The sequence below is a fragment of the Pseudomonas sp. TMW22080 genome, from assembly GCF_022496745.1.
Lineage (GTDB): Bacteria > Pseudomonadota > Gammaproteobacteria > Pseudomonadales > Pseudomonadaceae > Aquipseudomonas > Aquipseudomonas bubulae.
In genome coordinates this window covers 621,882-637,394 of sequence record NZ_SCFF01000003.1, presented here as the reverse complement: position 1 = coordinate 637,394, position 15,513 = coordinate 621,882, and the positions used below count along the sequence as shown (strand labels likewise).

The following is a 15,513-nucleotide window of genomic DNA, read 5'->3' as shown; positions in this document are numbered from 1 at the left end:
GAAATAGAGATTCACACCTGATGAGCCAAGGCCCCGAACAGCAGAGCATTACTGAAGCGGCCGCCGAGTGGGCGGTGCGTCTGCACGCGGGTGCGTTGAGCGAGGAGGCGCAGGCGCAGCTGGAGCAGTGGCTGGCGGCCGATAAGCGCCATCCAGAGGCCTTGCGCTTTGCCGAGCAGACCTGGGCAGCGCTGGGGGATTTGGCGCTGGAGCCGCGGCCTGTTGCCCATCGCCATCGACCAGCAGAAGCCCGACCCGCGCCAGTGACCCGCCGTCGACGCCCGTTGCGCTGGATCGGGCGTGCGGCAGTGCTGTCGTTGGTAGTCGCAGTTGGCTGGGTCAGCGGCCCGACGGTACTGATACAGATGCAGGCCGACTACCGCACAGGTGCGGGAGAAATCCGTACGGTTCAGCTCGACGACGGCAGCTCAGTGGAGCTGGATGCCTCCAGTGCCATCAGCATCGACTACGACACTGGAGAGCGGCGCATCAGCCTGCTGGCGGGTTCGGCGGTGTTTGATGTCGCCCCGATGGGCGAAGCTGAAACACGACCTTTTGTGGTGCAAAGCGCGGGCGGGCGTACCCGGGCGCTGGGCACGCAATTTGTGGTGGGCCGCGAAAGCCGCGATCAGGCGTGGGTCGGCGTGCTGCAACACAGCGTTGCCGTGAGCCTGCAAACGCCGCCGGCCCAAGGCGCAGCGCAGCAAACCCTTGAGGAGGGCCAGAGCGCCCGCTACAGCGCAGCGCAGGGTGTAGAAAAACTGCCCGGTTTCGACTTGAGCGCAGCCACCAGCTGGCGCCGTGGCGTGCTGGTATTTGATCACCAGCCATTGGGCCATGTGATCAAACAGCTCAACCGCTATCGCCCCGGCCAGATCATCTTGGCCAACCCGGCCCTGGCCAGTCGACAGGTCAGCGGCGTATTCCGCCTCGAAATGCTCGACAGCGCCCTGCACACCCTCACCCGGGAGTTGCAGGTGCAGCGCGTCGAACTGGCGGGCGTGAGCCTGGTGTATTGAGCCACCACAAAGCTCTGCAGCGCTTTTTGAAAATTAATCGCAAAAACCTTTACTGACTTTTCCCCCATCTTACGTCTTGCTATTGAGATTCATTCGCAAAGCAGCTCGTAAGCCTGGGGAAAATAAAAATGATGGGTAGTCAGCGCAAAGGGGTGCAATCCGCAAGTCGGTTAGCCTTTGCAGTTCATGTCGGGATTTTCGCCCTGTTGGCGGCGCAAATGCCGGTGCAGGCCGCAAATAAGATCAGCAGCGCCGTTCAGCAAGAATTTATTGCTTTCCATATTCCGGCCCAGCCGCTGGACAAGGCCGTACTGATATTTGCCGAGCAGGCCGGCCTGCAAGTGCTGTTTGACAGCCAGATGCTGCGCGGCCTGAACTCCGTAGCGCTGAACGGTGACCTTGGCGTACAGGAAGGCCTGGCGCGCTTGCTGGGCAACAACCCGGTGGAGTATCGCTTTACCGGCGAACGCCAGATCACCCTGACCCGCGTCAGCGGCGAACACAACGGCGCCCTGGCCCTGGGCACCACATCGGTGACGGCCAGTGAGGGTAATACTGCGGATTGGGTGTACCAGACCCCATCCTCCGTCGCTGTCATTACCCGTGAGCAAATCAACAAGCGTGCCCCCCGTCATGCCGCTGACATGCTTGAAGAAACCGCGGGCGTGTACACCGCCGTCAACCAGCGTGACCAGGGCCTGTCGGTCAATATCCGCGGGATTCAGGACTATGGCCGGGTCAACATGAACGTTGACGGCATGCGCCAGAACTTCAATGTCAACGGCCACCAGCAACGCAATGGCGTGATGCTGATCGACCCGGAAATGGTCTCCAGCGTTGAAATCGACAAAGGTGCCCAGTCCGGTATGGGCGGTGCTGGCGTATTGGGAGGCATTGCCAGCTTTAACACCCTGCAAGCCAGCGAGTTCCTGAAAGACGGCAAAGAGTACGGCGGGCGCATCCGGGCTGGCAGCGGTATCGGTAAATTGGGTAATGGCACCTATTTCAATGGCGGTGGCGTCTTCGCATTTGGCAATGATCTTGGCGATGTTTTGGTCGCTTATAGCGAACGCCATTTTGGTGACTACCGTACCGGTCGGCAAAACGCCGATAACCTGGGCGTAAATATTCTCAGCAAGAACAAATATCGCGAAGCCTGGAAAGACTGGCTGTCCAGTGAAGTAGGCGATACCGGCAGTGTGACCCGTTCGCAGATGGTCAAGTTCGGGCTGAACCTGCCCAACGACCAGCGAGCGCAGTTCACTTACCTGGAAACCGACAGCGATAGCGCTGACGCATGGACCAACCTCAATGCGACGAAGGATGGTTATGACTATGTTCGTACCGGTAAAAGCAATATCAATACCGGCAACCTGGCGCTGGACTACAGCTACAACCCGGATAACGAGCTGATCGACTTCAAAAGTAAACTTTATTACGTCAATACGCAGCTTGATCGACGTAATGCCCCCCACAAAGCGTCGGCTGATAGTGGTAATGCATTTGATGGTTACGAAGATGAGTTTCGCACCAGTACATGGGGCTTTCAGGTAGAAAACACGTCCCGGTTTGACTTCAACAACTACGGGCAACTGAGCTGGAACTATGGCCTGGAGAGTTATCAGGACATCTTTAAGTCCAAGAACAATCTGGTGCCTGCAGAGAATGAGACCGATCTGCCCTGGGTTGAGGGTGCTGACCCGGAAGGTAAACGTACCATGGCCAGCCTGTTCAATAACCTGCACTACCAGTACAGCTATTGGCTGACGCTGGATGCCGGGTTGCGTTATGACCGCTATCGTCTGGAAGGCAAGACAGGCATGAGCTTATGGCAAGCGCCAGTCACTCCAGGGGAGAATGGTGGCGAGGTGATGACATCGGGGAGTTCTGTAAGAAATGTTTATTTCTATGATTCCGATCGTGAAGAAGGCAAGTTTTCTCCGACGTTTGGTATAGGGGTAAAACCCGGAGTTGACTGGTTGCAGTTTTATGGGCGGTGGGGTCAGGGCTGGCGCCCGCCGGCGGTGACTGAGGTGTTTATGACCGGGCGGCCCCATGGGGGGAATGCGCCGGAGCGGGTTTACCCCAATCCATACCTGAAAGCTGAGGAAAACCAGGAATGGGAGTTCGGGTTAAATATCTTTAAAGAATCCCTGTTCTTTAATAATGATCGGCTCGGGGTGAAAGTTGCTTACTTTGATAACAACATCAAGAACTTCTCGTTTTTAAATTATGGCGTCTCTCTACCAGGTTCGGACGACATTTCCACGCCGGGTCGTTCGGCATATGTGAATAACCTGGCTGAGACCCGTTTTCGAGGTGTCGAATATCAGTTGAACTACGACATGGGGCGGTTGTATACCAATCTGAGTTATACGCATATGATTGGCAGTAATGACTTTTGCTCAAATGAATTCTATATGGGTGGGGCCAAAAAAAGGGGTGAGGTTATTAAGATAATCAAAGTGCCCTATACCCGGCCTAATGGCACGATTGGCTACACCAATACTCGAGTCTCTGAATGGCTCGATGACCCTGACAGAAACAACGCAATCACTTGCGGGGCTATCATGGGTAATGCGGCGCATATACCCGCAGATCGAGGGTCTCTAACGGTCGGAGCTCGTTTTCTTGAGCGGCGCCTGGACACTGGGATACGCTTGCGCTACAGCCCTGGTAATGACGCGAGCTTGAATGAGTGGAGTTACAACGGTATAGAGCAAGCACTCTGGCCTAAATACAGCGTGTACGACCTGTATGCAAGTTACTGGCCGACGAACACGTTGAATATTACCTTGTCGTTAGAGAACGCTACCGACGAAGCCTACTTTGTGGCCATGGGAGATGCCAGCAACTTGAGCATGGCGCGCGGTCGGACATTGAGCGGCATGCTCGAATATAAATTCTAAATAACGGACTGTTTGCTTCGTTATATAAAAGATTGCTCGTTGTGAGCAAAGGCGTGCATCGCTGTACGCCACTTCACTGAAACTATCTAAGGAAGAAACTCAAGTCATGACTATTTCGATTAACTACAGCTCGTTTATTGGTTCTGATTCGATTGGTGACGTACTCAGCGACTGGGCTCAAGGTTTTAAAACTGCGGGTCACGGTCTAAGTAATACCGGTGGTTTCAACAGTGGTGTTAGCGCTCAAGATGGTGAGCAGTATGCGACGCATGGTGCCAATAAGTCGGACTACGCCTTTATCGCAGGAAGCGATACCAACAATGGCCTGCATTATGTGTATGACCCTAAAGTCTCTGCTGGCGACAACATGAACCACTACCTGTGGGGTGAACTGGACAGCGTGAGTTTGGGTGAAGTGCTGACTGGCGGCTCGGGTAGCGCGTTTGGCCTGGGCGACTACACCGTCTCCTTCAACGGCCTCGACCTGTCTGCCGCCAGCGATGCCGGCCGTGCTGGCAACGCTGTTCAGGACGTGATCTACGGCCTGATGAAAGGCGACGTATCGGGTCTGGAAGGCGTGCTCAACAACCTGCTGAGCGGGTTCGGCCTGAGCACCGATTCAACCTTCGACCAACTGGCGGCAGCTGGCCTGGCTCACGCCGATGCACCGCTGGCGGCTGATATCAGCCTGATTGGTGTGCTGGATGTGGCTCAGGACTGGGCACTGGCGGCGTAACTCCCGCCCACCTCAGTGAACTCCAATCCTGTGGGAGCCGGGCTTGCCCGCGATGGCATCGGCATGGTCTGGCAGTCAGACCGCGCCGCTAGCATCGCAGGCAAGCCAGCTCCCACAGGGTTTTCGGCCCATATCCTCGGAATCTTTCCATGACCCGGCCCAAAGCCAACGAGATGCTGGCTGCCTTGACGGCCTACAAACGTGCTTTTTTCAATATCGGCCTGTTCTCGGCCGTGATCAATTTACTGATGCTGGCCCCGGCCCTGTACATGCTGCAGGTCTATGACCGGGTGTTGGCATCGGGCAATCAAATGACCCTGTTGATGCTGACGCTGATGATCCTCGGCCTGTTTGGCCTGATGGGGGCGTTGGAGTGGGTGCGTAGCCAGGTGGTGATCCGCCTCGGCACGCAGATGGACATGCGCTTGAATCAGCGCGTCTACGACGCCGCTTTCGAGGCGCAATTGCGCACCGGCAGCCCGGCAGCAGCGCAGGCGTTGAATGACCTCACCAGCCTGCGCCAGTTCGCGACGGGCAATGCGCTGTTCGCGTTTTTCGACGCGCCGTGGTTTCCGGTGTATCTGTTTGTGATCTTTATGTTCAGCCCCTGGCTGGGGCTGTTGGCCCTGGGCGGCGCGGTACTGTTGATGATTCTGGCATGGGTCAATCAGCGCGTTTCCCAAGCGCCGCTCAAGGCCGCCAGCGAGTTGTCGGTGCAGGCCACCCAGCAGGCCAGCGCGCATCTGCGCAATGCCGAGGCCATTGAAGCCATGGGCATGCTCGACACCTTGCGCGGGCGTTGGCTGGCGCAGCACACGGCCTTTTTGGCGCAGCAGAATCTGGCCAGCGAAAAAACCGCCACCGTCAGTGCCTGGTCCAAGGGCGTGCGCCTGGCCCTGCAATCCCTGGTGCTTGGCCTCGGTGCCTTGCTGGCGGTGCAGGGGCAGATCACGGCCGGGATGATGATTGCCGGCTCCATTCTGATGGGCCGGGTGTTGAGCCCCATCGATCAGTTGATCGGCGTGTGGAAACAGTGGAGTTCGGCGCGGCTGGCCTATCAGCGTCTCGAAGCCTTGCTGCACAGCTATCCGGCTCGGGCGCAACGCATGGCTTTGCCCGCGCCACGGGGCGAGCTGGCGGTGGAGCAATTGAGCGCCAGTGCGCCCGGCACCCGTCGCGCCACCCTGGCCAACCTGAGTTTTACCCTGCCGGCCGGGCAGGTGCTGGGGGTGATCGGGCCTTCTGGTTGCGGCAAGTCAACCCTGGCCCGGCTGCTGATCGGCGTATGGCAGCCGCTGGCGGGCAAGGTGCGGCTGGACGGTGCCGAGCTGTCGCAGTGGGACAAACACCAGCTTGGCCCGCACTTGGGTTATTTGCCCCAGGACATTCAGCTGTTTGCCGGCACCATCGCGCAAAACATCGCACGCTTTGCCGAGGTGGATGCCGACAAGGTACTGGCCGCCGCGCAACTGGCGGGTGTGCATCAGCTGATTCTGCAATTGCCCGACGGTTATGAAACGCGCCTGGGCGAGGGTGGCGCTGGTTTGTCCGGCGGGCAGAAGCAGCGCATCGGCCTGGCCCGCGCGCTGTACGGTCTGCCTGCGGTGATCGTGCTCGACGAACCCAACTCCAACCTCGATGAAGCCGGGGAGCAGGCCTTGTTGCAGGCCATTACCCAGCTCAAACAGCACAAGCGAACCCTGATTTTGATCACCCACAAACCCAATGTGCTGACCCTCACCGACCAACTGTTGATCCTGCGCGAAGGCCAGCTACAAGCCTTTGGCCCCACGGCCAAGGTGCTCGGCGCGCCCGCTGCAGCTAAACCTGCGGCGCCCAAGCCGGCGATGAACGTGAGCTACCGGCTCGGTACGGCAGAGGCGAACAAGGCATGACGCAGTTAAATGCCAAGGCCGTTGGCGACAGCAATGTGCTGCAACTGGATGACACCCGATATGCGCGCCTGGGCTGGTTGTTGATGCTCGGCGGCTTTCTCGGATTTCTCGGCTGGGCCGCATTGGCACCGCTGGATAAGGGCGTTGCGGTGTCGGGCAAGGTGATGGTTTCGGGCCATCGCAAAGTGGTGCAACACCCCAGCGGCGGGATTGTTGAGCGCATCGATGTGCGCGACGGCGACAAGGTGGTCGCAGGCCAGGTACTGATTCGCTTGAAGGAAACCCCGCTGCTGGGTCAGGCCCAATCCTTGCGCAGCCAGTTTTATGGCTCGCTGGCCAGTGAAGCGCGGCTTAATGCCGAGCGCGACGGTGTGGCCAGTGTGAGCTTTCCCACCGAGTTGACGGCATTGGCGAGCGAGCCGGAGGTGGCGTCCAATCTGGCTTTGCAACGGCAATTGTTCGATAGCCGGCGTCAGGCATTGCTGCTGGATCAGCAGGGTATCGATGAAAGCATCGCGGGCGCCGAGGCGCAGTTGCGTGGGGTACGTGACTCCCAGGCCAGCAAGGTGCTGCAGCGCACGGCCCTGGCCGAGCAGTTACAAGGTTTGCGTGAGCTGGCCCGTGAAGGCTATATCCCGCGCAATCGCCTGTTGGACAGCGAGCGGGTGTACGCCCAGGTGCTGGGTTCGATCAGTGAAGACTACGGTCGCATCGGCCAATTGCAGCGACAAGTACTGGAGATGCGTCTGAAAATTCGGCAACTGGCCGAGGAGTATCAAAAGGAAGTTCGTACGCAACTGGCCGATACCCGGGTTCGCACTGAAGACCTGCGCAATCGGCTGGCGTCGGCCGAGTTTGAACTGGCCAACAGCCAGCTGCGTGCGCCGGTGGCCGGGATTGTGGTGGGCCTGGATGTGTTTACCGAAGGTGGGGTGATCAAGCCCGGTCAGGCGCTGATGGAAATCGTGCCCCAGGGCGAGCCCCTGCTGGTCGAGGCCCGGGTGCCGGTCGAGCTGGCCGACAAGGTGCACGCCGGGTTGCCGGTGGAGCTGATGTTTTCGGCCTTTAGCCAGAGCACCACGCCGCGGGTGGCGGGGGAAGTGATGCTGGTGTCGGCGGATCGCCAGGTCGATGAACGCACGGACGAGCCGTATTACACACTGCGTGCCCAGGTCACTGAAGCAGGCATGGCCCAGTTGGCAGGGTTGCAGATTCGCCCGGGCATGCCGGTTGAGGCATTTGTGCGCACGGGCGAGCGCTCGATGCTCAATTACCTGTTCAAACCGCTGCTCGACCGTACTCACATGGCATTGGTGGAAGAATGACCGTGCGCCAGTTTGTATGTGGATTATTGATGGTGTGCACGGGGCCGGTGCAGGCATTGGGGTTGCTGGACGCCTACGATCTGGCCGTGCGCAATGACCCGACCTTCCAGGCCGCCATCGAAGAGCGTGCCGCCGGTGAGGAGAACCGCGCCCTTGGCCGCTCCGCGTTGCTGCCGACCCTGTCGTGGAACTACAACAACTCACGCAACGAGTCTGAAGTCACCCAGGCCAGCACCCGGACCGATCGCGACTACCGCAGTTATGCGGCAACCTTGACCTTGCAGCAACCACTGCTGGACTACGAAGCCTACGCACGATTCCGCCAGGGCGCGGCGCAGGCGTTGTTTTCTGATGAACGCTTTCGCAGCAAAAGCCAGTATCTGGCGGTGCAGCTGCTTAATGCCTATAGCCAGGCCTTGCTGGCACAGGAGCGCATTGAACTGAGCCGTGCGCAAAAGCGTGCTTTTGCCGAACGTTTGCAACTTAACCAGCGGCTCCTTAAAGGGGGGGAAGGGACCCGCACCGATGTGCTGGAAACCCAGGCACGCCTGAGCATGGCGGTGGCCGAAGAAATCGAGGCGCAAGACAATCAGGACGCTGCCCTGCGGGAGCTGGAGGCGATGCTTGGGGAGCCGTTGCAGATCGAGCAGCTGGCCCCGCTGGCGGCGCACTTTGTGATTGCGCCGCTGGAGCCGCAGCGCTTTGAAAGCTGGCGCGAACTGGCCCTGGCCAATAACCCGGAACTGGCCTCGCAGCAGCATGCGCTGACCTCGGCTGAGTACGAGGTGGAGCGCAAGCGGGCCGGGCACTTACCCAAACTCAGCTTGTATGCCAGCAGCCGTCAGACCAGTTCTGACTCCGAAAGTACCTATAACCAGAAATACGACACCAACAGTGTCGGCATTCAGCTCACCGTGCCGTTGTTTGCGGGGGGATCGGTGTCGGCATCGACCCGCCAGGCCGCGCGGCAATTGTCCCAGGCCCAGTATGAACTGGACGCGCAAACAGCCAGCACGCTGGTGGATCTGCGCAAGCAGTACAACCTCAATAGCAGTGCCGCGGCCAAGGTGCGGGCCTATGAAATGGCGGTGGAGTCCGCCGGTGCCCTGGTGCAGGCGACGCAGAAAAGCGTGAGTGGCGGCGAGCGGGTCAATCTGGATGTGCTGGATGCCGAGCAGCAGTTGTTCAGTGCCAAGCGGGATCTGGCCGAGGCACGCTATGCGTATTTATTGGCACGGGTACAGCTCAGGTATTACGCGGGGGTATTAAACGAAGGGGATTTACGGCAGGTGGCAGGGTATTTTCGGGCCCATTAAACATGGCCATATTGCGGCGTTACCATCGCGGGCAAGCCCGCTCCCACAGGTATTGCGCTGATCCTGTGGGAGCGGGCTTGCTCGCGATTCGGTCGACACGGTGTATCAGAACCTGTGTTTACCGACGAACCAGCAACACACCCGATTCCATATGGTGCGTCCACGGAAACTGGTCAAATACCGCGCAGCGCTCGATACGGTGAGTATCGTGCAGTTGGGAGATATTCTCGGCCAATGTCGCCGGGTTGCACGAGATATACAGGATGTTGTCGAAACGGCGGGTCAGCTCACAGGTGTCCGGGTCCATGCCCGCGCGAGGCGGGTCGACGAAGACGCTGCCGAACTCGTAGCTTTTCAGATCGATGCCCTGCAAGCGACGGAACGGACGTACTTCGTTCAGGGCTTCGGTCAGCTCTTCGGCCGACAAGCGTACCAGCGTGACGTTATCCACAGCGTTGTCGCGCAGGTTGTTCAACGCGGCGTATACCGACGTCTTGCTGATTTCGGTGGCAAGTACCTTACGCACACGGGTAGCCAGCGGCAGGGTGAAGTTGCCGTTGCCGCAATACAGCTCCAGCAGATCATCCGAACGCTCGCCCAGTGCGTCGTATGCCCAATTGAGCATCTTCTGGTTGACCGTACCGTTTGGCTGGGTGAACGCGCCTTCAGGCTGTTGATACGTGAAGGTGCGGCCTGCCACTTCCAGCTTCTCGACTACATGATCGCGGCCAATCACAACACGTTTGCCCTTGGAGCGACCGATCACGCTGATACCCAGGTCTTTGGCCAACTGCTCGGCGGCGGTTTGCCAGTGCTCGTCCAGCGGGCGGTGATAGCACAAGGTGACCATTGCATCGCCGGCCAGGGTGGTCTGGAACTCCACCTGGAACAACTTGTGGCTCAGGGCCGAACTGGCTTGCCAGGCAGCCTTGAGCTGGGGCATCAGTTGGTTGATGCGCAGGCTGGCGATCGGGAAGTCTTCGATCAGGATCGGTGTGCGCTTGTCGTCCTGGGCAAACATGGCGTAGTGACGCTCACCACCCTCGCGCCACAGACGGAACTCGGCCCGCAGGCGAAAGTGCTTGAGCGGCGAGTCGAACACCTGCGGCTCAGGCGCATCGAAGGGCGCCAGCAGCTCACGCAGACGGTTGGCCTTGGCTTCAAGCTCAACGGCGTAGGTAGCAGAATCAAACGGCAAGGCACTCATGCGTTAAACCAACCCAGCTTGACCACAAACAGAACCGACAAAATGATCAGCGGTGCATTCAACTCGCGGGCGCGGCCCGACAGCAGCTTGATCACGGTCCAGGAAATAAAGCCGAAGGCGATGCCGTTGGCGATGGAGTAGGTGAACGGCATGGCCAGGGCGGTGATTACCACCGGGGCGGCGACAGTTACGTCGTCCCATTCGATTTCTGCCAGGCCGCTCATCATCAGTACGGCCACGAACATCAGCGCAGGCGCGGTGGCGAAAGCTGGAACGCTGGCCGCCAATGGCGAGAAGAACAGCGCCAGCAGGAACATGATGCCAACCACAATGGCGGTCAGGCCGGTACGGCCACCGGCGCTCACGCCCGCTGCCGACTCGATGTAGCTGGTGGTGGTCGAAGTGCCCAGCAGCGAACCGGCCATGGCCGCGGTGCTGTCGGCGATCAGGGCGCGGCCCATTTTCGGCATGTGGCCGTCCTTGCCCATCAGCCCGGCGCGCTTGGCAACGCCGATCAGGGTGCCGGAGTTGTCGAACAGGTCAACAAACAGGAAGGCAAAGATCACGCTGATCAGGCCGATATCCAGCGCGCCTTTGATATCCAGCTGCAGGAAGGTCGGAGCCAGGGAGGGCGGCATCGACACGACACCACCGAAATCGGTCACGCCCATGGCAATCGAGGCAATGGTCACGGCCAGGATGCCAATCAGCACCGCCCCGCGCACTTTCATCGCTTCAAGGGCCACGATCAGGGCAAAGCCCAGGGAGGCGAGGATCACTTTTGGCTGAGCCAGATCGCCCATACCTACCAGGGTAGCCTTGTTGGCAACCACGATACCGGCGTTGCCCAGGGCGATCAGCGCCAGGAACAGGCCGATACCGGCGGCAATGGCCGAGCGCAGCGGTAGCGGGATGCTGTTGATGATCCATTCGCGGATGCGAAAGATCGACAGCAGGAAGAACAGCACTGCCGAGATAAACACTGCGCCCAGCGCGACCTGCCAGGTATGGCCAAGGTGCAGCACCACGGTGTAGGTGAAAAAGGCGTTCAGGCCCATGCCCGGTGCCAGTGCAATCGGGTAGTTGGCGATAATGCCCATGGTGGCTGAACCGATGGCGGCCGCCAGACAGGTGGCAACAAACACGGCGCCCTTGTCCATGCCCGTTTCACCGAGGATGCTCGGGTTTACGAACAGGATATAGGCCATCGCCAGGAAGGTGGTGATACCCGCAAGTATCTCGGTACGCACATTGGTGTTGTGTGCTTTGAGTTGAAACAGCCTTTCCAGCATGCCAGTCCCCGTGGCGCCAAATGCGCCGTGATTAAATCGTTTTCAACAGCAAAGCACAGACGCGGACCGCCTGAAGATTTTCTGTCTGTCGGAAAAAGCCGCGCATCATACCAGCAGCTCGTGGATATGGCTGCTTTGGTTACCTTGCGAGGCCATGTTTTATAACCTTGATGTGGCAGGCATACTGCGTGCCAGTTTTCGGAGGGACCCATGAAGCACTTCATCAAACCTGTTTCAGCCTGTTTTGGCCTCTTTATAAGTGCCGCTGTCAGCGCTGCGCCTGCCATGCCTTTGAGCACTGTCGAGATCCTCAAGGTAGCGTCTGTTTCCTGTGCGGTGGAGGATGTGTCCGATGGTCGCGAGCAGACCCGCTGCGACCATAACGGCCCCCATATCAAGGTCTATGTGCTGGAACGCGGTTACGGCGGCCAGCCCAATGTGACTCTGGACGGCCAGGAAGTGGATGGCGTACGGGCGCCGGTATGCAATCAGGGCGAGGGGCTGGTGGCCTGTAACGGTTCAGGCACCACCGTGGGGCACTTGTACACCTTTGATCTGGGTAACAAGAACGGTGGCTGGTTCGAGTTCAGTAACAGTTCGCTGGTACCGCCGCACAATCGGCTGGGTGTGAAGCTATATATAAGGTAGCAGCGGCTACAGAAAACCTCCGCCGTGGGAGCGAGCCTGCTCGCGAACGCTTTTCGCGAGCAGGCTCGCTCCCACGGAAGGGCTTGATCGGGAACAGAATATCTAGAGGGTATTGCGCTCTTCCACCATCCGGTCCCGATTGGCCAGCCCCGGGAACAGTTTTATCCACAGCCCGGTAACAATCAGCGTACCGACGCCGCCCAGCACGACAGCAGGCACTGTGCCCAGCCAGTGAGCCGTGGCCCCGGATTCAAACTCCCCCAACTGGTTGGACGCGCCGATAAACAGACCGTTAACCGCGCTCACCCGGCCACGCATCTCGTCCGGGGTCTCCAGTTGCACAAACGAGGCGCGAATCACCATGCTGATCATGTCCGCCGCGCCGAGTACCACCAGTACCGCCAATGAAAACCAGAACGAGGTCGACAGGCCGAAGGCGATGGTGGCAACGCCGAAGACCCCCACAGCGGTGAACATCACGCGCCCCACCTTGCGCTCCACCGGGAATCTGGCCAACCACAGTGACATCAGCAAGGCGCCGATCGCCGGTGCCGAACGCAACATGCCCAGACCCCAGGGGCCGGTCAGCAGAATATCCTTGGCAAACACCGGCAGCAGCGCCGTGGCCCCGCCCAGCAGCACGGCAAACAGGTCCAGGGAGATAGCGCCCAGCACGTCCGGGCGACTGCGAATAAAACGAATGCCCGCCAGCAATGAGTCCAGCGTGGCCTTGGCCTTGTTCAACGGCAACTGACGGGCTGGCAGGTTGCTCATCAGCAGTGCCGCAATCAGGTACAGCGCCACGCTCGGGCCATACACCCACACGCTGCCAAAGGCATACAACAGGCCGCCAAACGCCGGTGCGACGATGGTGGCCGATTGCTGTGCCGCTTGTGCCGCCGCCACGGCCCGGGGAAACAGTTCAACTGGCACGATGGAAGGTAGCAGCGCCTGGGTGGCAGGCATTTCGAAGGAGCGGGCCGCGCCGAGCAAAAACGCGAGGATAAAGATCATTTCCCGGGTGATATGGTCGCTGGCACTGCTAATGGCCAGTGTCAGGGCAATCATCGCCTGCAGTGACTGGCACACGGCGGCCACCCTGCGGCGGTCATAGCGGTCGGCCACATGCCCGGTGTGCAGCATGAACAGCAGGCGTGGAGCGAACTCGATCAAGCCCACCCAACCCAGGTCCATCACGTTGCCGGTGAGCTGATAAAGGTTCCAGCCGATGGCCACTGTCAGCATCTGAAATGCACTGGCGGTGAAGATGCGGGCAAACCAGAAGGCCACAAAGGGTCGGTGATGGCGTAGCAGAAGGGGCTGGCTGGTCATGTGGGAGGATCGTGCTGAAGGGTTGGGGGAGGCCGAGATTATCACTGTTTTGTAACAAATAATGACTCAAAACATCATGATCTCCGGGAGCCTGATAAGGGATTTCTGCGATTCCCTGCACTTCTTGCAACGGTCTATATCAAGGGCTGAGGCATCGTGTCACGCGACAACAAACCACATTAGCCGTGTGTCAGGAATGGACTACTCTTTCCTCCATGCTTGATCCAGATCAAAACCTCTCCGGTTTTGTCTGAGTGGCCAGTCGGCCAGATCCCTTTTTGTTGTGGTTAAAAAGCGAGCAGCGATTCGCAGCGGCCATGGCTTGCGGGGAAGTTGGATTCGGGCGCGACGCTCGGGTCCTCAACGACCTGATACCTGATAGAGGAAGACTTATGTTCGGTTTGGAGGCTCTCGATCTCGCCCGAATTCAGTTCGCGTTTACCGTGTCGTTCCACATTCTTTTTCCCGCCATTACCATCGGTCTCGCCAGTTATCTCATGGTGCTCGAAGGCATGTGGCTGAAAACCCGTGACGACACCTACCGCGACCTGTACCACTTTTGGTCGAAGATATTCGCCGTCAACTTTGGGATGGGCGTGGTGTCGGGCCTGGTCATGGCCTATCAGTTCGGTACCAACTGGTCGAGGTTCTCGGACTTCGCCGGTGCTGTTACCGGGCCGCTACTGACCTATGAAGTACTCACCGCATTCTTCCTTGAAGCAGGTTTTCTGGGGGTCATGCTGTTTGGCTGGAACCGCGTCGGTCGCGGGATGCACTTTTTCTCGACCGTCATGGTGGCCATCGGCACACTGATCTCGACCTTCTGGATCCTGGCCTCCAACAGCTGGATGCAGACCCCGCAAGGTTTTGAAATCATCGATGGCCGAGTCATTCCGGTGGACTGGCTGGCGGTGATTTTCAACCCGTCGTTCCCTTACCGTCTGGCGCACATGGCCACGGCCGCCTTTGTTGCCACGGCATTTTTCGTCGGTGCCTCGGCCGCCTGGCACCTGTTGCGCGGTCGCAATACACCGGCCATTCGTCGCATGTTCTCGATGGCGATGTGGATGGCCCTGGTGGTTGCGCCGGTGCAGGCCTTTATTGGTGACGCCCACGGCCTGAATACCCTTGAGTATCAGCCGGTGAAAATCGCCGCGATCGAAGGTCACTGGGAAAACAATCCGGGTGAACCGACGCCGCTGATTCTGTTCGGCATTCCCAACATGAAAACCGAGACCACGGACTACAAGATCGAGGTGCCATACTTGGGCAGCCTGATCCTGACCCATAGTCTGGACAAGCAGATCCCGGCCATGAAGGACTATCCGGCAGCGGATCGTCCGAACTCGACCATCGTGTTCTTCACCTTCCGCATCATGGTTGCGTTGGGCATGTTGATGATCTTTATCGGCCTGTGGAGCGTGTGGCTGCGGAAACGCGGCACCCTCTACGAGAACCGCTGGTTCTTGCGCCTGGTGCTGTGGATGGGGCCATCGGGCCTGATCGCGATCCTCGCGGGCTGGTTTACTACCGAGATTGGTCGTCAACCGTGGGTGGTCTACGGGCTGATGCGCACGGCTGATGCTTCGTCCAACCACAGCGTCACGCAAATGAGCATCACGCTGGTCATGTTTGTCGTGGTGTATTTCTCGCTGTTCGGTGTAGGTCTGGGCTACATGATGCGTCTGGTACGCAAGGGCCCGATCACCCACGAAGGCGATGACGAAACCCACGGTGGCCCAGGCCAGCAACGCACGCCTGCCCGTCCTCTGTCTGCAGCCCATGAGGGTACAGATGAAGGCCACAGCGACAGCCTGACGAAGGGGAATTGAGT

11 protein-coding genes are annotated in these 15,513 nt (G+C 59.1%); 8 read left to right on the top strand and 3 right to left on the bottom strand.

The genetic code is table 11. The features are described from left to right. The first annotated feature begins 17 nt into the window (after nt 1–17). The 6 genes from EQV96_RS13210 to EQV96_RS13185 all read left to right on the top strand — a co-directional run bounded on the left by EQV96_RS13210 (nt 18) and on the right by EQV96_RS13185 (nt 9,200). Complete coding sequence (locus EQV96_RS13210) at nt 18–1,019, top strand: FecR family protein (RefSeq protein ID WP_218722795.1); 1,002 nt, start codon at nt 18–20, stop codon at nt 1,017–1,019. A gap of 128 nt (nt 1,020–1,147) precedes the next feature. Beyond that, nucleotides 1,148–3,928: a TonB-dependent receptor gene (locus tag EQV96_RS13205; RefSeq protein WP_094999380.1), complete on the top strand. Its 2,781-nt coding sequence runs from the start codon at nt 1,148–1,150 to the stop codon at nt 3,926–3,928. Between the two features lie 106 nt (nt 3,929–4,034). Then, nucleotides 4,035–4,664 (top strand): heme acquisition protein HasA, encoded by a 630-nt coding sequence (locus EQV96_RS13200; protein ID WP_016779349.1) that lies wholly within the window; start codon nt 4,035–4,037, stop codon nt 4,662–4,664. A 149-nt stretch (nt 4,665–4,813) separates the two neighbouring features. After that, nucleotides 4,814–6,559 carry a type I secretion system permease/ATPase gene (locus EQV96_RS13195; RefSeq protein ID WP_095023432.1) on the top strand — a complete coding sequence of 582 codons (1,746 nt, stop codon included), beginning with the start codon at nt 4,814–4,816 and terminating at the stop codon, nt 6,557–6,559. Next, on the top strand, nt 6,556–7,884 hold the full coding sequence (locus EQV96_RS13190) for an HlyD family type I secretion periplasmic adaptor subunit (RefSeq protein WP_130871832.1): 1,329 nt from the start codon (nt 6,556–6,558) through the stop codon (nt 7,882–7,884). The genes EQV96_RS13195 and EQV96_RS13190 overlap by 4 nt, the downstream gene beginning before the upstream one ends. Beyond that, nucleotides 7,881–9,200, top strand: a complete 1,320-nt coding sequence (locus EQV96_RS13185; RefSeq protein WP_240882104.1) for a TolC family outer membrane protein — start codon at nt 7,881–7,883, stop codon at nt 9,198–9,200. Before EQV96_RS13190 ends, EQV96_RS13185 begins: the two co-directional genes overlap by 4 nt. 118 nt (nt 9,201–9,318) lie before the next feature. Here the strand turns inward: EQV96_RS13185 and trmA are convergent, their stop codons facing one another. Next, a complete protein-coding gene (trmA, locus tag EQV96_RS13180; RefSeq protein WP_240882103.1) occupies nt 9,319–10,407 on the bottom strand; it encodes a tRNA (uridine(54)-C5)-methyltransferase TrmA in 1,089 nt (362 codons plus the stop codon). Then, nucleotides 10,404–11,699 (bottom strand): NCS2 family permease, encoded by a 1,296-nt coding sequence (locus EQV96_RS13175; protein ID WP_094999374.1) that lies wholly within the window; start codon nt 11,697–11,699, stop codon nt 10,404–10,406. The genes trmA and EQV96_RS13175 overlap by 4 nt, the downstream gene beginning before the upstream one ends. A gap of 210 nt (nt 11,700–11,909) precedes the next feature. Here EQV96_RS13175 and EQV96_RS13170 point away from each other — a divergent pair, with 210 nt between their 5' ends. After that, nucleotides 11,910–12,347: a DUF4879 domain-containing protein gene (locus EQV96_RS13170; protein ID WP_094999373.1), complete on the top strand. Its 438-nt coding sequence runs from the start codon at nt 11,910–11,912 to the stop codon at nt 12,345–12,347. Between the two features lie 102 nt (nt 12,348–12,449). On the opposite strand, the gene EQV96_RS13165 is transcribed toward EQV96_RS13170, so the two are convergent. After that, on the bottom strand, nt 12,450–13,679 hold the full coding sequence (locus EQV96_RS13165; protein ID WP_095018390.1) for an MFS transporter: 1,230 nt from the start codon (nt 13,677–13,679) through the stop codon (nt 12,450–12,452). 392 nt (nt 13,680–14,071) lie between these two features. On the opposite strand from EQV96_RS13165, the gene EQV96_RS13160 reads away from it, so the two are divergent. Then, nucleotides 14,072–15,511 carry a cytochrome ubiquinol oxidase subunit I gene (locus EQV96_RS13160; protein WP_240882102.1) on the top strand — a complete coding sequence of 480 codons (1,440 nt, stop codon included), beginning with the start codon at nt 14,072–14,074 and terminating at the stop codon, nt 15,509–15,511. Nucleotides 15,512–15,513 lie beyond the last annotated feature (2 nt).

Excerpts from the sequence above, each read along its gene's own strand:
- EQV96_RS13190 (WP_130871832.1), top strand. The coding sequence starts at position 6,556 with ATGACGCAGTTAAATGCCAAGGCCGTTGGCGACAGCAATGTGCTGCAA.
- EQV96_RS13165 (WP_095018390.1), bottom strand. The coding sequence starts at position 13,679 with ATGACCAGCCAGCCCCTTCTGCTACGCCATCACCGACCCTTTGTGGCC.
- EQV96_RS13175 (WP_094999374.1), bottom strand. The coding sequence starts at position 11,699 with ATGCTGGAAAGGCTGTTTCAACTCAAAGCACACAACACCAATGTGCGT.
- EQV96_RS13185 (WP_240882104.1), top strand. The coding sequence starts at position 7,881 with ATGACCGTGCGCCAGTTTGTATGTGGATTATTGATGGTGTGCACGGGG.
- EQV96_RS13170 (WP_094999373.1), top strand. The coding sequence starts at position 11,910 with ATGAAGCACTTCATCAAACCTGTTTCAGCCTGTTTTGGCCTCTTTATA.
- EQV96_RS13205 (WP_094999380.1), top strand. The coding sequence starts at position 1,148 with ATGATGGGTAGTCAGCGCAAAGGGGTGCAATCCGCAAGTCGGTTAGCC.
- EQV96_RS13195 (WP_095023432.1), top strand. The coding sequence starts at position 4,814 with ATGACCCGGCCCAAAGCCAACGAGATGCTGGCTGCCTTGACGGCCTAC.
- trmA (WP_240882103.1), bottom strand. The coding sequence starts at position 10,407 with ATGAGTGCCTTGCCGTTTGATTCTGCTACCTACGCCGTTGAGCTTGAA.
- EQV96_RS13200 (WP_016779349.1), top strand. The coding sequence starts at position 4,035 with ATGACTATTTCGATTAACTACAGCTCGTTTATTGGTTCTGATTCGATT.
- EQV96_RS13160 (WP_240882102.1), top strand. The coding sequence starts at position 14,072 with ATGTTCGGTTTGGAGGCTCTCGATCTCGCCCGAATTCAGTTCGCGTTT.